This is a genomic window from Variovorax durovernensis (genome assembly GCF_977011995.1).
Window position 1 is genome coordinate 344,229 of record NZ_CDRNCW010000002.1, and the last position, 18,549, is coordinate 362,777.

Genomic DNA, 18,549 nt, shown 5'->3' on the forward strand with positions numbered 1-18,549 from the left:
CGTCGGGGTAGGCGGCGAGGCAGCAACGATTCTTCCGCCGGGCGCGCGGAAAGTGCTTCTTCGTTTTGGCAGGCCGGCACGCTTTACGGAAGATCTGTCTTTTTCTGCGGCATCCTGCCGAAAGGATTTCGTCGGAGCTCCGGTGCCGCGCCGGCCGCACAATGGCGGCCCCGCAGAACGACGAGAACCCGATGAGACCCGACCTTGATTCGCTGGCGCTTTTCCTGCGCGCCATTGAGCACGGCAGCCTGTCGAAGGCCGCCGCCGAGAGCCACATGGTGCTGTCGGCCGCGAGCCGCCGCCTGGCCATCCTCGAGGGGCACCTGGGCGTCGCGCTGCTGAACCGCACCTCGAAGGGCGTGACGCCCACCGGCGCTGGCGAGTCGCTGGCCATGCATGCGCGCCAGATCCTGCGCGACGTCGACCGCATGCGCGCCGACCTGTCCGACTACGCGCAGGGCGCCACCGGCCGGGTGCGGCTGCATGCCAATGCTTCGGCCATGGGCCAGTTCCTGCCCGACGACGTCGCGAGCTTCCGCGTGCGCTACCCCGAGATCCGCGTGAGCGTGGAGGAGCACCGCAGCGTCTACATCGTGCAGGCCATCCGCGACCGGCAGGCCGACGTTGGCGTCATCACCAGCGAGGCGGCCGACCCCGCGCTCAACTTCATTCCTTACCGCACCGACCGGCTGGTGGCCATCGTGCGGCAGAAGCATCCGTGGCGCGGGCGCGAGGTGTCCTTCGAGGAACTGCTCGACTTCGATTTCGTGGGCCTGGAGGACGACTCGGCCATCTCCCGCACGATGGAAGACGCCGCCATGAGCGCGCGCAAGGTGCTGCGCCTGCGTGTGCGCGTGAAGAGCTTCGAGGCCGTGTGCCGGATGATCGAGGCGGGCATGGGCGTGGGCATCCTGCCCGAGGGCGCCGCCGTGGCCTATCGCAAGGAGATGAAGCTGCGCTTCATCAATCTCACCGATGCATGGGCCTCGCGCCGCATGTACCTGTGCACGCGGCAGGAGGCGCTGACGTTTCCGCAGCGCCGCCTGGTCGATCATCTGCTCGCGCGCGGCCTTTCCTAGCGCCTGGCGCATCACAGCGGCTGCGTTCAAGCCACGCGCGGCACCCGTGCCTAAGCTCCAGCACGCTCCATCAAGAGAGCATCAACTGGAGACTTCATGAGACAACAGACATTCCGTCGCGGCGTCGTGCCGCCGTTCATGCTCGCACTCGCGGCTGCAGCCACGCTGGTCGCCTGCGGTGGCGGCGGCAACAACGGCTTCTCGTTCATTCCGGTACCGGCCAATCCTGCCAACCCGCCGGCCGACGCCACCTACAAGGCAGAGATCCGCCGCACCGCCATGGGCGTGCCGCACATCAAGGCCGACAACTTCGCCGGTGTGGGCTACGGCTACGGCTATGCGCAGGCGCAGGACAACCTCTGCACCATGGCCGACTCGTTCCTCACCTACCGCGGCGAGCGTTCGCAGTATTTCGGCGCCGACGCGCAGCTCGTGGCCAGCAGCACCATCGCGCGGCCGAAGAACGTCGACTCCGACTTCTTTCACCGCCATGTGATCTCGTCCGATGTGCTGAAGAAGATGATCGATGCGCAGCCCGACAACCTGAAGAAGATGGTCGAGGGCTTCACGGCGGGCTACAACCGCTACGTGCGCGAGGCCAGGGCCGGCGGCAGCGCCAACGCGGCCTGCCGCACCGAGGCATGGGTGCAGCCCATCACCACCGATGACATCTACCGACGCATGTATGCGGCCAACCTGGCGGGTGGGTACAGCAACTTCCTGTCGGCCATTGCCACCGCCGTCGCGCCCGAGCCGACCGGTCCGCAGAAGCTGAGCGCGCGCAGCCACGGCCGCAAGCTCGGGGTCCAGCATGCGGCGCTGGACATCGGTGAACTCCCGATGCAGGTCGGCGGCCAGGAGGGCGTGGGCAGCAACATGATCGGCTTCGGCACGGCAGCCACCGGCGACAGGAGCCCGCTGCTGTTCGGCAACCCGCACTGGTACTGGCGCGGGCCCGACCGCTTCTATCAGGCGCAGCTCACCATCCCGGGGCAGCTCAACATCAGTGGCACTTCCTTCCTGGGCATCCCCGTCATCCTGATCGGCTTCAACGACAACATCGCATGGAGCCACACGGTGTCGACGGCGCGGCGCTACGGCGTCTACGAGCTGCAGCTCGCGTCGGGCGACCCGACGAGCTACATGCGCGACGGCAAGGCCGTGAAGATGCAGGCCGACGCCATCACCATCAAGGTGAAGGCCGCGACCGGCGAGATGACGCAGGTGACGCGCACGCTCTACAAGTCCGAGTACGGCCCGATGCTCAACCTCCATGCGGTCAATGCCAAGCTGCCGCCGTGGGGCCAGACCGCCGCCTATGCGATCCGCGACATCAATGGCGAGAACTACCGCACCTTCCGCAACTGGCTGCGCTGGAACCAGGCGAAGTCGCTCGACGAGTTCATCGCCATCCAGCGCGAAGAGGCCGCCATTCCGTGGGTCAACACCGTGGCCGTCGGCCGCGGCAGCGACAAGGCCTGGTATGCCGACATCGGCGCGGTGCCCAACGTCTCGCCCGACCAGATGGCGAGCTGCTCCAGCCAGAGCCAGGTCGGCCTGGCGCTGCGCGCTTCGCTGGGCCGCGCGCCGGTCTTCGACGGTTCGCGCAGCGCCTGCGACTGGCAGACCGATGCCGATTCGGTGCAGAAGGGCGCCATCGCCCCGTCGCGCATGCCCAGCCTGATGCGCGACGACTACGTCGCCAACATGAACGACAGCTACTGGCTTGCCAACCCGAAGGCACCGATGACCGGCTATCCGGACATCATGGGCGCGGCCCGCACCGATGCCGTGAGCTTCCGCACCCGCATGGGCAACCTGCTGGCACAGGGCCGCATCGACGGCACCGACAGCTACGGCGCCAAGGGTGCGACGGTCGACACCGTCAAGCGCATGGTGCTCGACAGCCGCGTGCTCACGGCCGAGTTGTTCAAGCAGGAGGCGCTGGACATCGTGTGCGCGTTGCCGGCGACCTTCGCGGTCAACGGCGACCTGCAGGCCAAGGAAACGTTCTCGCCGGCACGCAACGTCGACACCACGGCAGCCTGCAATGCGCTGCGCAGCTGGGACAACACCGGCGTCAGCACCTCGCGCGGGGCGCACCTGTGGGACGAGTTCTGGGCCCGCGCGCTGCTGCCCAGCGACGCGATCTACACCACACCCTTCGACCCTGATGCACCCATCCAGACGCCACGCGGCCTGAAGACCGATCCGACCACTGTCGATAACCTGCGCCAGGCCTTCGGCGCCGCGGTGCTGCGCGTGGAAGCCAGCGGCTACGCGGTCGATGCGCAGCGCGGCGACTACCTGTTCGCCACCCGCGGCGGCAAGAAGATTCCGCTGTATGGCGGCTGCGGCGGCCCGGGCTATTTCACCATCGCGTGTTCGGACAACCGCCTCGACAAGGGTGGCTACACGATGGACAAGGACCCGAACGGCAACAGCTACATGCAGATCGTGCGCTTCCCCGAAGGCGGCGTGGAGGCCCACACCTTCCTGACCTTCTCGCTGTCCGACGACCCCGCGTCCGAGCACAACGGCGACTACACCCGCGCCTACAGCGCCGGGCAGTGGCTGAAGGTGCCGTTCTCGGAGTCGGAGATCAAGGCCGACGCGGCCTTGCGCAGCACGTCGATCCAGGAGTAAGCCTGCAGGCAGGGCTCGCGGGGCGCGGCGGTCAGCCTGGCTGCCGGCGCTGCGCGAGCCAGTTCCACCCGGCACCCGCGGCCATCAGGACGCAGGTGCCGAGGAACACGGCGCGCATGCCCACGTGCCCGCCCACGAAGCCGCCGAGCAGCGGCCCCGCCACTTGGCCGGTGTACTGCGCGGAGGTCGAGTAGCCGAGCATGTTGCCTGCCACGCGCTCGGGCACGTTGTGGCGGATCACGCTCGCGATGCACGGCAGCAGCCCGCCGAGCGACAGCCCCATCAGGAAGCGCAGCACCACCAGCTGCCAGCCCGATGTGACAAAGGCCTGCGGCACCAGCAGCACCGCCGACACCGCGAGACAGCCGACGATCACGTTCCAGTGGCCCACCCGGTCGGCCAGCTTGCCCAGCCGCGAGGCCGAGAGGATGCTGCCCAGCGCGGCGGCGGACATCACGAGGCCGGCCACCATCGTCACGCGGTTCGGGTCCTCGACCAGCGTGGCCACGTACACCGTGATGATCGGCTCGATCGACATGTTCGCCAGCATCAGCAGCATGCCGGTGAAGAGCATCGCGACCAGCGGCCGCTTGTCGGGCACCGCGGCCCAGCCGGCTTCGGCCGTGCCGCGCTGCTTCAAGGCGGCGGGAGTTCGCTTCTCTTCGCGGATCAGGAAGGCGGTGGCCAGGAAAGCCACGAAGATCATCGCACCCGCCGCGAAGAAGGTCGCGCGGATGCCGATCAGCGGCGGCAGCACGCCGCCCACCAGCGGGCCCACGAGGTTGCCCGCCATGATGGCCGACGACATGGTGCCCAGCGCCCAGCCGGTGCGCGCCTTGGGCGTCTGCGTGGCCACGAGCACCATCGAGCCCGAGGCATAGCCGCCCAGCAGACCGGCCAGCAGCCGCAGGCCGACGAGCTGCCACACGTTGCCCGCGATGCCGATGAGCGCCATCGCCACCGACATGCCCAGGCTCGCGCGGATCAGCATCGGCTTGCGGCCATAGCGGTCGGCCAGCCTGCCCCACAGCGGCGCCACCAGCGCGGCGCTGAAGAAGGTCGCGCCATAGGCCGCGCCCGACCATTGCACGATGGCCGCATGGTCCCTCACGCCCAGCTGCTCGACGTACAGCGGCAGGAACGGCAGCAGCAGCGTCATCGCGATGATGGTGGTGAAGGAGCCGAACATGCACACGGCGAGGTTGCGCTGCCAGTGGGTGTCGGTGCCGGTGTCCGCTGCTGCGGCGGCGTCGGGGGTCGTCGGATTCGTCATGGGGCGGGCCCATTGTGTGACGGCGCGGGCAATCGCGCGCCTGCCGATTGGCGGCGGGGCCCATCGCCGCGCGGGAAGGGCGCGCCGCGGCCATCGCGGTGCGGTCTCAGGTCAGAGCGGCCGGACCTGCCACGCCGAGTCGGGCCCGAACAGTGCCTGGCACTTGGGGCATTCCTCGGAGAAGAACGGAATCGTCGTCTTGCAAGACGGGCACACGCCCATGCGCACGGGCGCATCGGAATCGCCCGCCATGGCCGCGCCGGTGAACAGGCCGGACGGCGCAGGCGGCGGTGCGGCCGGCACCAGCGACGTGAACAGCCGTTCCTTCAGCGCGGCGCGCGTCTGCTCGTCGAGCCCCTCGCGATCGACGTAGGCATCGATGGACTTGCGTCGCTTCTCGAGCCAGTCCGGCTGGTGCTGGCGCCAGACGGTGAATGCCTCCGCGAGCAACATGCGCAGCACGGCCGGCGGCAAGCCCGTGTACAGGAGATGCAGCTCGCCGACATGCGTGACGAGCGAGATGAAGGTCTGGGCGCTCGGCTGCGTGGTCGAGCTGGTGATCTCCTTGTTCGTGGAACCGCCGGACAGCAGGCCGCCGAACAGGCCGAAGTCCGGGTAGGTGTGCCCGGTCGTCGTGATGGCGTGGTTGCCGAGCGAGAGTTCGGCCAGTTCGAAGTAGGGCACCGCCACGGGGTCCCGGCCTTCCGCGGCCACGCCCAAGCAGGTGGTGCCGAAGGCCAGCGCGACCTTCTCGTCGCTGAAGAAGGCATAGCCCGCCGCGCTCACGACCGCGCATTCCCGCAGCGAGGGTGTGTTCGGCAGCGGCGTGAATTGGAAGTCGAGGCGCAGTGCTGGCGTCATGGGGACTTCAGCGGGTCTTGACTTGCGTGCGCACGAACTCGAACACCGAGGTCTTCTCGCTCGCCGTCACCTCGAGGCGGATCACGTCGTCGGGCTGGGGGGTCGGGTCGCAGCAGTTCTTCAGGACCAGGTCGCCCGTCACCATCTGCAGCGGCTCCACCGTGTTCAGCTGCAGGATCGAGTTGGCCGACTGCTCCTGGCTCTGCGCGTTGTATTCGATCTGCCGGATGCCCAGCACCGTGGCGCCGCCCACGGCCGCGCCGGCCAGCATGCCGGCTACGGGGTCGTACACGCGCACCGTGTTCGTGCCGGCGAAGTTCGTGATGCCGTGGCGGCCGACCACCGAGCCCGAGTAGTTCTGGCGGTAGGTCTGGCGCGAGGCGCCATAGGCCGCCGCGCCGGCGGCCAGTCCGCCGATGATGGCCAGCGCCACCTGCTTGGCCTGCTTCTCCGACTGGATCTCGGCAATGCGCTCGCTGTAGGTGTAGATCTGCACCGGCGCGCCGCGGAAGTAGGCCTTGACGTTGTCGGTGCTGAAGTTCACGGGCGCGGCCGTGTTGTTCGCGTAGCCCAGCGTGAAGGTCGGCTGGGTCGGGCCCTGCATCTTGAAGCGCGAGTAGACGAAGAGCTCGCGCGATTCGTCCTTCTCGGACAGCGTACCCACCCCGTCGGTGTACTTGATTGTCTGCGCGGCGTCCTGGCTGGGGCGCGGTGTGTAGGTGATGTTGGCCGTGGCGCAGCCGCTGACGAACACCGAGATGGCGACGACGCAGCAGAGGGTACGCATGGGAGTGCCGTCGCGGGACTCGGGCTGGGCAGGGGAGGATTCGAATTCGCGCTGCAATGCGCCGCTGACAGCAATCACCGGGACTCCGTTCGTTGTGCTGGGGGAAAGAGTGGGCCCGGTGGTCGAACTGACCGGGGCCTGACTGCACAATCGTAACTTGACGTATCTAAATGTCAGTAGATCGTTCTTGACACCGGTGTGGCTCACCAAGTCGTGGCGGAGACTTCTGTGAATTTGTTCACGAATTTCCGATGTCAGGGTGCCACAGGCTCCCCCATGCGCCGACCAACGCGATAAGCCCGCCCGCCATGACCACGGTGACAGCCGCGCCGAGCCCGCCGAACAGCAGCGTGCCGAGCCCCGCGCCGGCCATCATGGCCGCGGCCGTCAGCGCGAGGCGCAGGCGGATGATGCTGGCGAGTTCGGTGCCTTCGAGCCGTGTTTGCAGGAAGGTCATCATGGGAATGAAGAACATCGGCCCGCCCAGGCCCGACACGAAGGCCGCGGCCATCATCGACGGCAGCCATGCCGCCTGCGGCAGCAGCCAGAACGGCAGTGGCACCAGCGCCAGCGCGCCCCCGAGGACGACGTAGCCGTTGAACATGAAGCGGCCGAGCCGCACCGGCCGGTGGGCGGCCACCCAGAAGTTCGACAGGAAGTCGCCCGCGCCGTAGGCGGCGACAAGGGCCGCCACCGCGCCGAGGCCGGTCAGGCCGAAGCCCGACAACCCGATCTGCGCGACCAGGAACGGCAGGCCGAGGCTCACGCCGATGGTCCAGGCTGCAAGCACCGCGGTGTTGGCCAGCAGCAGGAGGCGGATGTCCGTGTGCTGCGCCATGAGCGTGGCACCCTGCATCAGGCGCCGGGAGACCGGCACTGGCTGGGTGGGCGCGGCGGGCCTCTCGCCCAACTTGCCCAGCTTGCCCATCGCGGCCACGGCCCACGCGGACGCGAGAAAGCTCACGGCGTTCACGGTCAGGAAGTGCAGCACCGGCAGCACCGCGGCCAGCAGGCCGGCGGCGAAGGGGCCGGTCAGCCGCGACAGCCGCGTCGTGGCGTCCAGCAGCGCATTGACGCCCTGGACCCGCTCCTTCGTTCCCGCGACATGCGGAATGCTGGACAGCAGCGCCGGCTGGAACAGCGCGCTCAACGCCGCCAGCGCCATCGCCGATGCGACAAGGCTCCAGAGCGTCAGCCCGTAGATGCTGGCGAGCACCACGGGCAGCACCGCAATGAGCGCCGACACCAGGTCGGTGCCGATCATCGTGGCCCTTGGCGAGAGGCGATGCGCGAAGAGACCGGCGCCCAGGCTCACAACCAGCACTACCGCGTGCTGTGCCAGCGGCAACAGGCTGGCGCTGGAGCCGGCAACTTCGATGGCGAGCCACAGCACGGCCATGCGGTTGAGCTCGCTGCCGAAGCCGGAGAAGGCGAGGCCGGCCCACAGGCACGCGGTGCGGCGTTCGCGCAGCAGTTCGATGAACGGGTGCATGGCCCGATTGTGCGCATTCGAACCGACAGTGGGCCCGCACACGCCCAGCGGCATGTACGGCGGCAGCCGTATGATCGTCCGGCACCATGCGCAACTCACTCGACTTCAGTTCCTGGCAGGGCCTTCTGACAACGCTGCTGGGCCTCGTCGTGGTGTCCCTGGTGGCGGTCGGCATCCGCCTCGTTGTGATGCACAGCGTGCAGCAGCGGCGCGAGCGGCAGAACCGCCAGATCAACGAACGGCTCAAGACGCTGATCGCAGCCTACAAGGTGCTTGGCGGTTCGTTCACCGGGGACCTGTCGGTCGATCCCAGCCATCTGCGCGAACTGCGCGCGCGTGAAGGCGCCGAGACATCGGCAATCTCCGCGTCGGATCGGCGCCGGCGCATCCGCGATGCCGTGGAGGCGGCGCTGTCGGACGTGATCCTGCTGGGCACCGAAGAACAGGTGCGCCTCGCGGCACAGGCTGCCAACGACATGGTGGCCGGACGGCCGGTGGAGACGGCGGACCTGGTGGTGTCGCTGCGGCTTTTCATCCGCGACGTGCTCGACCTCGACCCGATTCCGCCGCAACTCGGCATTCCCAAGCAGGGGCCGGTGCGCGCCAAGGGTGCCGCCCCGCGCGAAGGAGGAGGCGGCAAGGGCGGCGGGGGTTCAGCAAGAGGCGGTGGCGCGGCAGGTGGCGGAGAAGGCGGTGGAGGCCTTGGCGCCGGCCTGCACGGTGATACCGCGCACGACCCCGCCGTGTCCTAGCGCAGCATCGTCGTCGTCAGATGCGGTGCGTGCGGCGTGCGTAGAACATCGCCAGCGCCAGGCCCGTGACAGCCGCGCCGCCCCAGGCAAAGGCCGGACTGCGCAACGCGCGCTGCAGGCGTGCGCGGCGACCCTGTTCCGGGTTTACGCCATGTGCGGCCTGCTCCTTCGGCGTGAGCGGTCGCGCGACGTTCGGGTTTTCTTCGCCCTCGAGCACGGCTTGCGAAATGTCGAGCGGGGTCAGCGAGTCGTTGACGGTGGATGCGGTCATGGTGGCTGGCCTTTCTTTCTTCTCTCGGTGATGAATCTGTGGCCCGAGGCTCGCGCAGCCCGGTGCCGCGGGCCTAAGGCGAAGCGCCGACATTGAGGTAGGCCAATGCCCCGGCCGCATCACGCGCAGCGGCCCCGTTTAAAATCCTGCTCCCCTCGCAGCCGGGCGTCCCGGCCGGCTGCGGGGTTTTGCATTTCCGGGGCCATGTAGAGGAACACCATGTACAAAAACCTCGCGGGCCGCGCCGTTCTGGCGTGGGCAGCCGCCTGTTTTTTATCTCCCGCCTTTTCGCAGCCACAGCAGCAGGCCCCCAAGGCCCCGCTGAAGATCGGCTTTGTCTATGTCACGCCGGTCACCGACGCCGGCTGGGTGCGCCAGCATGAAGAAGGCCGCAAGGCCGTCGAGGCGGCGCTCGGCGACAAGGTCAGGACCACCTACGTCGAGAACGTGGCCGAAGGCGCCGATGCCGAGCGCGTGATCCGCGACCTCGCGCAGCAGGGCAACCGGCTCATCTTCACGCCGAGTTTCGGCTACATGGAGCCGACGCTGAAGGTGGCGAGGGACTTCCCCGACGTGAGGTTCGAGTCCATTACCGGCTACAAGACCGCACCCAACGTGGCGACGGCCAACGCGCGCTATTACGAGGGGCGCTACCTCGCGGGCATCGCGGCCGGCCGCATGACGAAGACCAACGTGGCGGGCTACGTCGCGGGCTTTCCGATTCCCGAGGTGCTGCAGGGCATCAACGCCTTCACGCTCGGCATGCGCTCGGTGAACCCGGGCGCCAAGGTGCACGTCGTGTGGCTCAACGAGTGGTTCGATCCGCCGAAGGAGCGCGACGCGGCCATGGCGCTGTTCAACCAGAACGCGGACGTGGTGGCCTTCCACACGGGCTCCACGGCCGTGATGTCCGCGGCGCAGGAGCGCGGCAAGCTGGCCATCGCGTACCACTCCGACATGCGCAAGATCGCGCCCGACGCGCAGATCGTCGCGGTCACGCACCAATGGGGCGGCTACTACACGCAGCGTGCGAAGGCCGTGCTCGACGGTACCTGGAAGAGCGGCAACCTCTGGGGCGGCGTGAAGGAAGGAATGATCCGCGTGGGCGACTTCGGTACCAAGGTGCCCAAGGCCGTGCAGGACGAAGTGCTGGCGCGCCAGAACGACATCGCCGCCGGCAGGCTGCAGCCGTTCCGTGCCGTGGCGGCCGATGTGCGCGACAACGAGGGTCATGTTGTGATCGCCAAGGGGGCGCAGTTGGGCGACGAGCAGATCCTGAAGATGAACTGGCTGGCCGAGGGCGTGCAGGGGCGGGTGACGCGCTGAACCACGTTGTCCCGGCGCTATCCGCTGTGGTCAGGATTGGGCCGCCTTGCGATAGGCCGCACGCCGCCTGGAACGGGGGAAGGCGGCACGGCCTCCGTTGTTGCGACCACATCGACATCCAGCCCCAGTGCCGCGAGCGCATTCATGTACGCCCCCATCGTGACCGAAGGCTCGCCAGACAAATCCGTCAATTTGTCCAGAATGAGATGCACAAAGCTCGCTGCTTTTGTTCAGCCCAGCCGCTCGACCACAAAATCCACGAAGGTCCGCAGCTTCGCGCTCGGCCGGGCTTCGGGCATCCGCATGATGTGAACCTGCCGTGTGGGCAGCTCCCAATCGGGCAGCAGTTGCACCACCAGGCCTGACGCGAGCGCGGGCCCCAGCAGCGCATCGGCCTGCACGATCACCCCCATGCCGGCCATGGCCGCGGCCAGCAGTGCCTGGCCGTTGTTGGTGGTGAGCGGGCCGCGCACGGGCACACGCACCGTCTGGCCGTCGCGCGTGAAGCGCCAGGAATGGTCCGGGCCCCAACTCGCAAAGCCCAGCAGCGGGAAGGCCTCCAGGTCGGACGGATGCGCCGGCTGTCCGTGGCGCGCGACCCATGCGGGGCTGGCCACGGCGAACATGCGGGCCAGGGCCAGCGGCCTGGCAATGAGCCGTTCATCCACCGCCGCGCCCGAGCGGATGCCGCAGTCGAAGCCTTCTTCCGCAAGATCGACCACGCGGTCGTTGAGGCTCAGGTCGACCTTCACCTGCGGATGGGCGGCGATGTACTCGCCTATCACCGGCGTGAGCTTGTGCGCCCCATAGGCCACCGGCGCGGTGACGCGCAGCACGCCCTGCGGCACGGCGCGCAGCGACTCGGCCACGCCGTCGGCGGTGTGGACGCTGGCAAGAACGTCGCGGCAGCGTTCGAGGTATGCGGCGCCGATTTCGGTCAGCGCATGGCGGCGCGTGGTGCGCTCCAGCAGGCGGGCGCCGAGCTGTTCCTCCAGTGCGCGGATGTGCTTGCCGACCATCACTGCCGACAGGTCGAGCGCCTCGGCGGCGGCCGCGAAGCTGCCCGCGTCGACAGTGGCGACGAAGACTTCCATGGCGCGAAGCTTGTCCATATTGAGAATCCTGAGTTTCGAATGACCGAACCGGGAGGCAATTTATCAAATCAATGGTTCGCAAAACAATAGCCGCTTGTTGATTCACTTTTGGCGAGGTTTCCATGAAGGTTCTTGTTGTGGGCGCAACGGGCGCGATCGGCAGCGCAGTGGCACAGACGTTGGCCGAGCGCGGTCACGAGGTGATTCGTGCAGGACGCACGCGAGGCGACCTCCAGGTCGACATCACGAGCGATGCGAGCGTCGAGGGGCTGTATGCGGCAGTGGGGCGCGTCGATGCCGTCGTGTCGGCGGCGGGCGGGTTGTTCTTCGGGCCGCTGAATGAAATGCGGCCGGTCGACTTCAACATCGGCCTGCAGGACAAGCTGCTCGGCCAGGTGCGGCTCGCGTTGCTGGGCCAGCACGTGCTGACCGATGGCGGCTCGATCACGCTGACCACGGGCATCGTTGCGGACGAGCCGATCCGCCAGGGCGCGAATGCCACGGCCGTCAATGCGGCGGTCGAGGGTTTCGTGCGCGGCGCGGCGATCGAGCTGCCGCGCGGCATCCGCATCAACGTGGTGAGCCCGACGGTGCTGACCGAATCGCTGCCGCTGTACGGCGCTTTCTTTCCCGGATTCGAGTCGGTGTCGGCGGCGAAGGCTGCGCAGGCCTATGTCCGCAGTGTCGAGGGGCAGCAGACGGGGCGCGTGTATCGCGTGTGGCAATGAGAGTGCGCGCATTGCTCGGGGGCGCGTCGCTCGCGTTCGTGGCGGCGGTGGCCTCGGCCGCGCCCGCCGAGGTGCAGGCCTTGCCGGACGACTGGTATCCGGAAAGCGTCGCCATCGGCCCGGACGGCTCGTTCTACGTCGGCAGCTGGCGCGAGGGCGCGGTCGCCAGGTTGAAGCCGGGCGTCGCGCCGAAGGCCGAAGTGCTCGTGAAGCCTGGTGCCAATGGCTTGGCGAACGGGCAGGGCGTGCTGGTCGATGCGAAGCATCGGGCGCTGTGGGTCTGCTCGGGCAGCAGCGGCTTCACCACCGTGCCGCAGACGCCGAGCGCGCTCAAGCGCTACGACCTGGCTACTGGCGCGCCGCGCGCGAGCTATGCAATGCCCGACGAGGGCTACTGCAACGACATGGCGCAGGACGCGGCCGGCAACATCTACGTGACCGACTCCTACCACCCGCGTGTGCTGCGGCTCGCGCCGGGGGGCACCGCGCTCACGGTCTGGAAGGAAGCCCCGGCGCTGGCCGGCGCAGGCCCCTACAAAGGCCTGAACGGCATCGCCATCGACGGCGGGCGCGATGTCTATGTGAGCCTCGTGGCGGCGGCTTCCTACGTGCTGCGCATCGGCCTGGGCGCCGACGGCAACGCCGGCGAGGTCACCCGCATCGAGGCGCCGCGCGTGATGAAGAACGTGGATGCCATCCGCGCCTGGAAGCCCGGCCGGCTCGTGCTGTTTGAAAGCAATGCCTTCGGCGACGGGCCTTACGGCGGGCAGGTCACGGTGGCGCGCATCGACGGCGCGAAGCTGGGCCTGCAGACCGTGGTGACGGGGCTCAACGATCCGTCGTCGGGCGCGGTGCTGGGCGACCGCGTCTATTTCATCGAGTCGAAGTACGCGCTGCTGACCAGGCGCAAGGACAGCGACGGGCCGGTGCCGACGGGCGTGCCCTTCGACATCCAGTCGCACGCGTTGCCGCGCGACTGAAATCCCGCCTTGCTTTCAAAGGAGATCGCACCATGCTTTTGTTGATCGTCAGCTACATCAAGGCGCCCGCGCAGGTCGAGCCGCACATCAAGTCCCACGGCGAGTGGGTCGCGCGTCATCTGGAGGAGGGGAACTTCCTCTTTGCAGGGCCGAAGAAGAGCGGGCTTGGCGGTGTGATCGGCGCCAGGAACATCGACAAGCCGGCGCTGCTGCAGATCCTCGCGGAGGACTCGTACGTGAAGGCCGACGTCGCGGAGTACCAGATCGTCGATGTCGATCTCAAGGCCGCGGGTGCCGGCTTTGAGGCGCTGAAGGGCGTGTAGCGAGGAGCCCGGGGCGGTGAGTGCATTCGGCGTATAGCACTCATATGCGCATGGAAATTGCGGCGGGCCGGAGCTGGATTACCCTCCGCACCCACGATGAAAAAAGCCTACCGCGCCTCCCTCCTGCGATTCGATGCCGCCGGCCAGCCCGTTTTCGATGAAGACGGCCTGCTGGTCGTCGCCCCCGACAGCGCCGGCCGCCAGCGCGTGCTCGATGCCGGCAGCCATGCCGCCGTCGCACCGCGCCACCCGGATGCCCACACCACCCACCTGCCCGGGCGCATCCTCGCGCCGGGGTTTGTGGACATGCACATCCACTTCCCGCAGACGGACATCATCGGCTCGCCCTCGCCGGGGCTGCTGCCCTGGCTCGAGAACTACACCTTCCCGGAAGAAAGCCGGTTCGCCGACCCCGCGCATTCGAACGAAGTGGCCGACGTGTTCTTCGACGAGCTGCTGCGCAACGGCGTCACCACCTCGCTGACCTTCGCGACCTCGCACGTGGCTTCGGTGGATGCCTTCTTCGAGGGCGCACGGCGCCGCAGCCTGCGCATGATCACGGGCAAGGTGCTGCAGGACCGCAACTCGCCCGACGGCGTGCGCGACCAGACCGAGCAGAGCCTGATCGACAGCGAGGCGCTGATCCGCAAGTGGCACAACACCGACCGGCTGGGCTATGCCATCACGCCGCGTTTTGCGCCTGCCAGCACCGATGCGCAGATGCGCGGCGCGGGCGAACTGGCGGCCAGGTACGCCGACACCTGGATCCAGTCGCATGTGGCGGAGAACCGGGACGAAGTGAGCTGGGTGCGCGAGCTCTACCCGAAGGCGCGCTCCTACCTCGACGTGTATGCCGGCTTCGGCCTGATGCGCGAGCGCGCGGTATACGCCCACTGCATCTACCTCGACGACACCGACCGCGCGCTGCTGCGCGACACGAAGACGGCCGCCGCGGTGAGTCCGACCAGCAACCTGTTCCTGGGCAGCGGCTTCTTCGACTTCGGCGCGGCCGACCGCGTGGGCTATCCCTACGGACTGGCCAGCGACGTGGGCGGCGGCACCAGCTTCAGCCCGTTCCACACCATGATGGCCGCCTACTACGTGGGCCGCGAAGGCCAGACCAAGACCGGCCTGAGCATCGCGCCGTCGGAACTCTGGTGGCGCCACACCGGTGGCGCTGCGCGCGCGCTGGGGCTCGACGGCGTGATCGGCAACCTGCAGCCGGGCTGCGAAGCCGACTTCCTGGTGCTCGACCCGGCGGCCACGCCGCTGCTGGCGCGCAAGACGAAACGGGCGGACACGCTGGAGGAAATGCTCTTCGCGATGATCGTGCTGGGCGACGACCGGCTGGTCGAGCGCACGGTGATCTCGCAGGCGCTGTAGCACCCCGGGCGGCGGGGTGGGCGGTGGCGCATGCCACAATTCGCCCCCGATTTCCCCGCAGCAGCAGCGAGCGCATATGAGCATCAAGAGCGACAAATGGATCCGGCGCATGGCCGAAAACGAAGGAATGATCGATCCCTTCGAACCGGGCCAGGTGCGCGAGTCCTCGGGCCACAAGATCATCAGCTACGGCACCTCGAGCTACGGCTACGACATCCGGTGCGCGCCTGAGTTCAAGGTCTTCACCAACATCCACAGCACCGTGGTCGACCCCAAGAATTTCGACGAGAAGAGCTTCGTCGACATGCACGGCGACTACTGCATCATCCCGCCCAACAGCTTCGCGCTGGCGCGCACCGTCGAATACTTCCGCATCCCGCGCAACGTGCTCACCATCTGCCTGGGCAAGAGCACCTATGCGCGCTGCGGCATCATCGTCAACGTCACGCCCTTCGAGCCCGAATGGGAAGGCTTCGTGACGCTCGAATTCAGCAACACCACGCCGCTGCCCGCGAAGATCTACGCGGGCGAAGGCTGCGCGCAGGTGCTGTTCTTCGAGAGCGACGAAGTCTGCGAGACCAGCTACAAGGACCGCGGCGGCAAGTACCAGGGCCAGCGCGGCGTCACTCTGCCGAAAACCTGACCCGCCGCCGCGCCTTTCGCTGACGGCCGGTTACCCCGGTGGCCGCCGGGCCAAGTACCATCCTGCGGTCACCGGCAACAACTCCTGCAAAAGGCCGGTAAGGAGCGCGCGATGAGATGGGAAGGCAACGAACAATCGGACAACGTCGAGGACCGCCGCGGTGAAGGCGGCGGTGGTGGCGGCGGCTTCATCGGCGGCCGCAGCATTGGCATCGGCACCATCGCGGTCGCGCTGATCGCGGGCTGGGTCTTCGGCATCAACCCGCTCACCGTCCTGGGCCTGCTCAGCGGCGGCGGAGGGCCTGCCCAGGTGCAGCAGCAGCCCCAGCAGGGGCCGGCACCCAAGCCGCCGTCTAACGACCGCGAAGCGGCCTTCGTCTCGACCGTGCTGCGCAACACCGAGGTGGTCTGGACCGACATCTTCAAGCAGAACGGCGGCACGTACCACGCACCGCGCCTCGTGCTGTTCCGCAACGCCACGCCCACGGCCTGCGGCACGGGGCAGTCGGCCATGGGGCCGTTCTACTGCCCCGGCGACCAGAAGGTCTACATCGACCTCGGCTTCTACGACACCCTCAAGAACCAGCTCGGCGCGCCGGGCGAGTTCGCGCAGGCCTACGTCATCGCGCACGAGGTCGGCCATCACGTGCAGGACGAACTCGGCATCACCGCCAAGGTCGACGGCATGCGCAATCGCCTGAGCCAGACCCAGAACAACGCCATGAGCGTGCGCGTCGAGCTGCAGGCCGACTGCTTCGCGGGCGTGTGGGCCCACCATTCGCAGGAGTCGAAGAAGTGGCTCGACCCGGGCGACATCGAGTCCGCCATGAACGCCGCACAGAAGATCGGCGACGACGCCCTGCAGCGTTCCGCGGGCCGTGCGGTGGTGCCCGACAGCTTCACCCATGGCACCAGCGCACAGCGTCAAAGGTGGTTCGGCGCGGGCTACCAGAGCGGCGACATTAAGGCCTGCGATACCTTCAACGCGCGCAGTCTTTGAGCTCGACGGGCTCGCAGGGCCCGTGCCTGCTGCCTTAGGTGCTATGAAATAAATAGCAATTCCGTCGGCACGGACGTTGTCACGCCGCGGTCACTGCTGTTTTTTGCGGCAATGCGACAATAGAGGGCTCAATGACAAGTTCCTTCTCCAATCTATCGCTGGCGGAACCGCTGGCGCGCGCCGTGGCCGAAATGGGCTACGAGACCATGACACCGATCCAGGAGCAGGCCATTCCGGTCGTGCTCTCCGGGCAGGATGTGATGGGCGCCGCCCAGACCGGCACCGGCAAGACGGCGGCGTTCTCGCTGCCGTTGCTGCAGCGCATGCTCAAGCATGAAAACGCCTCGACCTCGCCCGCGCGGCATCCGGTCCGGGCCCTGGTGCTGCTGCCCACGCGCGAACTGGCCGACCAGGTCGCGCAACAGGTCAAGCTGTACGCCAAGTACACCAACCTGCGCAGCACGGTCGTGTTCGGCGGCATCGACATGAAGCCGCAGACGCTGGAGCTGAAGAAGGGCGTCGAAGTCCTGGTGGCCACGCCCGGCCGGCTGCTCGATCACATCGAAGCCAAGAACGCGGTGCTCAACCAGGTCGAATACGTGGTGCTCGACGAAGCCGACCGCATGCTCGACATCGGCTTCCTGCCCGACCTGCAGCGCATCCTGAGCTACCTGCCCAAGCAGCGCACCACACTGCTGTTCTCGGCCACGTTCTCCCCCGAAATCAAGCGGCTCGCAGGCAGCTACCTGCAGAACCCGGTCACCATCGAGGTGGCGCGCCCGAACGAGACGGCCTCCACCGTCGAGCAGCACTTCTACAGCGTGAGCGACGACGACAAGCGCCGCGCGCTCAAGCAGATCGTGCGCCAGCGCGGCATCACGCAGGCCTTCGTGTTCGTCAACAGCAAGCTCGGTTGCGCGCGCCTCGCACGCTCGCTGGAGCGCGACGGTCTGCGTACCACCGCGCTGCACGGCGACAAGAGCCAGGACGAACGCCTGAAGGCGCTGGCCTCGTTCAAGGCCGGCGAGGTCGACCTGCTGGTGTGCACCGACGTCGCGGCCCGCGGCCTCGACATCAAGGACGTACCTGCCGTCTTCAACTTCGACATTCCCTTCAACGCCGAAGACTACGTGCACCGCATCGGTCGCACGGGCCGCGCCGGCGCCTCGGGCCTGGCCGTGAGCTTTGCCAGCGGCGGCAACGACGTGCGCCTGGTGGCCGACATCGAGAAGCTGATCAAGAAGAAGATCGATCTCGAGCCCGTCGAATTCGAGGAAGACCGCCCGCGCGGCCGCATCAACGACGGACGCCGCCACTGGCGCGAAGAAGGCGAAGCCGGCGACGCACGCGACGTGCTCGACCAGCCGCGCGAACGCAGCGCCAGCCTGGGCGGCGACGCCCGTCGTGGTGGCGGACGCCCGCACCGCGCACCCGCAGCGCCGCGCGACCCGTTCTTCGACAAGCCCTACGAGCCGGGCGAAGCCGACGCGACGCCGGCCTGGGAAGCTGCCGCCAAGGCCGTGCCCGCGCGCGGCATCTCGAGCAACATCAAGAGCAAGCGCAAGGTTGCTGCGCTGTTCAAGAGCGCCGAGCCGAGCTGATCAGGCTGGCTCCGACGTAAAAAAAGCGGCGCTCTCGGGCGCCGCTTTGCATTTCGGCTCAGCGCCAGCCGCGGTGCCAGCCGTACTGCGGGTGGTGCCAGCCCCAGCCGTAGCGCGGGTGATAGGCCCACACGAAGCCGACGCCAGGCGAGACATACGTCGGCGCCACGTAGGCCACGCCCGGAGGCGCAGAGTAGACGGGGGCGGCCGGGGCGACCACGCAGCCGGTCAGGACTGCTGCGGCCAACGCGGCGGCGGACAAGGCAAGGATCGGGACTCTCATGGCGAAGCTCCTTTGATGAGTTGTTGTG

18 protein-coding genes are annotated in these 18,549 nt (G+C 67.9%); 11 read left to right on the plus strand and 7 right to left on the minus strand.

The window, feature by feature from the left end; translation table 11 throughout:
* Positions 1–191: 191 nt before the first annotated feature.
* Together ACWV14_RS33590 and ACWV14_RS33595 are read left to right on the plus strand one after the other, a co-directional pair.
* Positions 192–1,079 carry a LysR family transcriptional regulator gene (locus ACWV14_RS33590; RefSeq protein WP_454908137.1) on the plus strand — a complete coding sequence of 296 codons (888 nt, stop codon included), beginning with the start codon at positions 192–194 and terminating at the stop codon, positions 1,077–1,079.
* Positions 1,080–1,175: 96 nt separating this feature from the next.
* Positions 1,176–3,725, plus strand: coding sequence for a penicillin acylase family protein (locus tag ACWV14_RS33595; RefSeq protein ID WP_454908138.1), 2,550 nt, complete (start codon positions 1,176–1,178; stop codon positions 3,723–3,725).
* Between the two features lie 31 nt (positions 3,726–3,756).
* On the opposite strand, the gene ACWV14_RS33600 is transcribed toward ACWV14_RS33595, so the two are convergent.
* From ACWV14_RS33600 to ACWV14_RS33615, 4 genes are all read right to left on the minus strand, one after another.
* Positions 3,757–4,998, minus strand: a complete 1,242-nt coding sequence (locus tag ACWV14_RS33600; RefSeq protein WP_454908139.1) for an MFS transporter — start codon at positions 4,996–4,998, stop codon at positions 3,757–3,759.
* Positions 4,999–5,109: 111 nt separating this feature from the next.
* Positions 5,110–5,859, minus strand: coding sequence for a hypothetical protein (locus ACWV14_RS33605; protein ID WP_454908140.1), 750 nt, complete (start codon positions 5,857–5,859; stop codon positions 5,110–5,112).
* Between the two features lie 7 nt (positions 5,860–5,866).
* Complete coding sequence (locus ACWV14_RS33610; protein ID WP_454912832.1) at positions 5,867–6,646, minus strand: hypothetical protein; 780 nt, start codon at positions 6,644–6,646, stop codon at positions 5,867–5,869.
* A 238-nt stretch (positions 6,647–6,884) separates the two neighbouring features.
* Positions 6,885–8,138, minus strand: coding sequence for a hypothetical protein (locus tag ACWV14_RS33615; RefSeq protein ID WP_454908142.1), 1,254 nt, complete (start codon positions 8,136–8,138; stop codon positions 6,885–6,887).
* 86 nt (positions 8,139–8,224) lie between these two features.
* Here ACWV14_RS33615 and ACWV14_RS33620 point away from each other — a divergent pair, with 86 nt between their 5' ends.
* On the plus strand, positions 8,225–8,890 hold the full coding sequence (locus ACWV14_RS33620) for a hypothetical protein (protein WP_454908143.1): 666 nt from the start codon (positions 8,225–8,227) through the stop codon (positions 8,888–8,890).
* 16 nt (positions 8,891–8,906) lie between these two features.
* Here the strand turns inward: ACWV14_RS33620 and ACWV14_RS33625 are convergent, their stop codons facing one another.
* Positions 8,907–9,161 carry a hypothetical protein gene (locus tag ACWV14_RS33625; RefSeq protein WP_454908144.1) on the minus strand — a complete coding sequence of 85 codons (255 nt, stop codon included), beginning with the start codon at positions 9,159–9,161 and terminating at the stop codon, positions 8,907–8,909.
* Between the two features lie 219 nt (positions 9,162–9,380).
* Here ACWV14_RS33625 and ACWV14_RS33630 point away from each other — a divergent pair, with 219 nt between their 5' ends.
* Entirely contained in the window at positions 9,381–10,487 is a 1,107-nt protein-coding gene (locus ACWV14_RS33630) for a BMP family ABC transporter substrate-binding protein (RefSeq protein ID WP_454908145.1), read from the plus strand.
* A 230-nt stretch (positions 10,488–10,717) separates the two neighbouring features.
* Here the strand turns inward: ACWV14_RS33630 and ACWV14_RS33635 are convergent, their stop codons facing one another.
* On the minus strand, positions 10,718–11,599 hold the full coding sequence (locus ACWV14_RS33635) for a LysR family transcriptional regulator (RefSeq protein WP_454908146.1): 882 nt from the start codon (positions 11,597–11,599) through the stop codon (positions 10,718–10,720).
* Positions 11,600–11,703: 104 nt separating this feature from the next.
* Between ACWV14_RS33635 and ACWV14_RS33640 the strand changes: the two genes are divergently transcribed.
* The 7 genes from ACWV14_RS33640 (at position 11,704) to ACWV14_RS33670 (ending at position 18,238) form a co-directional block, all read left to right on the plus strand.
* Complete coding sequence (locus ACWV14_RS33640) at positions 11,704–12,309, plus strand: short chain dehydrogenase (protein ID WP_454908147.1); 606 nt, start codon at positions 11,704–11,706, stop codon at positions 12,307–12,309.
* On the plus strand, positions 12,306–13,289 hold the full coding sequence (locus tag ACWV14_RS33645; protein ID WP_454908148.1) for a hypothetical protein: 984 nt from the start codon (positions 12,306–12,308) through the stop codon (positions 13,287–13,289). Before ACWV14_RS33640 ends, ACWV14_RS33645 begins: the two co-directional genes overlap by 4 nt.
* A 32-nt stretch (positions 13,290–13,321) precedes the next feature.
* The gene (locus tag ACWV14_RS33650) at positions 13,322–13,612 is read left to right on the plus strand and encodes a YciI family protein (protein ID WP_454908149.1); all 291 of its coding nucleotides are present in this window, start codon (positions 13,322–13,324) and stop codon (positions 13,610–13,612) included.
* Positions 13,613–13,708: 96 nt separating this feature from the next.
* Positions 13,709–14,995 carry a guanine deaminase gene (guaD, locus tag ACWV14_RS33655; RefSeq protein ID WP_454908150.1) on the plus strand — a complete coding sequence of 429 codons (1,287 nt, stop codon included), beginning with the start codon at positions 13,709–13,711 and terminating at the stop codon, positions 14,993–14,995.
* A 76-nt stretch (positions 14,996–15,071) separates the two neighbouring features.
* Positions 15,072–15,638, plus strand: a complete 567-nt coding sequence (gene dcd, locus ACWV14_RS33660) for a dCTP deaminase (RefSeq protein WP_454908151.1) — start codon at positions 15,072–15,074, stop codon at positions 15,636–15,638.
* A 111-nt stretch (positions 15,639–15,749) separates the two neighbouring features.
* Complete coding sequence (gene ypfJ, locus ACWV14_RS33665; protein WP_454908152.1) at positions 15,750–16,637, plus strand: KPN_02809 family neutral zinc metallopeptidase; 888 nt, start codon at positions 15,750–15,752, stop codon at positions 16,635–16,637.
* A 131-nt stretch (positions 16,638–16,768) separates the two neighbouring features.
* On the plus strand, positions 16,769–18,238 hold the full coding sequence (locus ACWV14_RS33670; protein WP_454908153.1) for a DEAD/DEAH box helicase: 1,470 nt from the start codon (positions 16,769–16,771) through the stop codon (positions 18,236–18,238).
* Between the two features lie 58 nt (positions 18,239–18,296).
* Here the strand turns inward: ACWV14_RS33670 and ACWV14_RS33675 are convergent, their stop codons facing one another.
* Positions 18,297–18,521, minus strand: a complete 225-nt coding sequence (locus tag ACWV14_RS33675) for a hypothetical protein (protein WP_237677036.1) — start codon at positions 18,519–18,521, stop codon at positions 18,297–18,299.
* Positions 18,522–18,549 lie beyond the last annotated feature (28 nt).

Bases quoted from the DNA above. Each gene is read 5' to 3' on its own strand.
- ACWV14_RS33605 (WP_454908140.1), bottom strand. From the start codon at position 5,859: ATGACGCCAGCACTGCGCCTCGACTTCCAATTCACGCCGCTGCCGAAC.
- ypfJ (WP_454908152.1), top strand. From the start codon at position 15,750: ATGAGATGGGAAGGCAACGAACAATCGGACAACGTCGAGGACCGCCGC.
- ACWV14_RS33670 (WP_454908153.1), top strand. From the start codon at position 16,769: ATGACAAGTTCCTTCTCCAATCTATCGCTGGCGGAACCGCTGGCGCGC.
- ACWV14_RS33625 (WP_454908144.1), bottom strand. From the start codon at position 9,161: ATGACCGCATCCACCGTCAACGACTCGCTGACCCCGCTCGACATTTCG.
- ACWV14_RS33630 (WP_454908145.1), top strand. From the start codon at position 9,381: ATGTACAAAAACCTCGCGGGCCGCGCCGTTCTGGCGTGGGCAGCCGCC.
- ACWV14_RS33590 (WP_454908137.1), top strand. From the start codon at position 192: ATGAGACCCGACCTTGATTCGCTGGCGCTTTTCCTGCGCGCCATTGAG.
- ACWV14_RS33675 (WP_237677036.1), bottom strand. From the start codon at position 18,521: ATGAGAGTCCCGATCCTTGCCTTGTCCGCCGCCGCGTTGGCCGCAGCA.
- ACWV14_RS33595 (WP_454908138.1), top strand. From the start codon at position 1,176: ATGAGACAACAGACATTCCGTCGCGGCGTCGTGCCGCCGTTCATGCTC.
- dcd (WP_454908151.1), top strand. From the start codon at position 15,072: ATGAGCATCAAGAGCGACAAATGGATCCGGCGCATGGCCGAAAACGAA.
- ACWV14_RS33650 (WP_454908149.1), top strand. From the start codon at position 13,322: ATGCTTTTGTTGATCGTCAGCTACATCAAGGCGCCCGCGCAGGTCGAG.
- ACWV14_RS33600 (WP_454908139.1), bottom strand. From the start codon at position 4,998: ATGACGAATCCGACGACCCCCGACGCCGCCGCAGCAGCGGACACCGGC.
- ACWV14_RS33620 (WP_454908143.1), top strand. From the start codon at position 8,225: ATGCGCAACTCACTCGACTTCAGTTCCTGGCAGGGCCTTCTGACAACG.
- ACWV14_RS33645 (WP_454908148.1), top strand. From the start codon at position 12,306: ATGAGAGTGCGCGCATTGCTCGGGGGCGCGTCGCTCGCGTTCGTGGCG.
- ACWV14_RS33610 (WP_454912832.1), bottom strand. From the start codon at position 6,646: ATGCGTACCCTCTGCTGCGTCGTCGCCATCTCGGTGTTCGTCAGCGGC.
- ACWV14_RS33635 (WP_454908146.1), bottom strand. From the start codon at position 11,599: ATGGACAAGCTTCGCGCCATGGAAGTCTTCGTCGCCACTGTCGACGCG.
- ACWV14_RS33640 (WP_454908147.1), top strand. From the start codon at position 11,704: ATGAAGGTTCTTGTTGTGGGCGCAACGGGCGCGATCGGCAGCGCAGTG.
- guaD (WP_454908150.1), top strand. From the start codon at position 13,709: ATGAAAAAAGCCTACCGCGCCTCCCTCCTGCGATTCGATGCCGCCGGC.
- ACWV14_RS33615 (WP_454908142.1), bottom strand. From the start codon at position 8,138: ATGCACCCGTTCATCGAACTGCTGCGCGAACGCCGCACCGCGTGCCTG.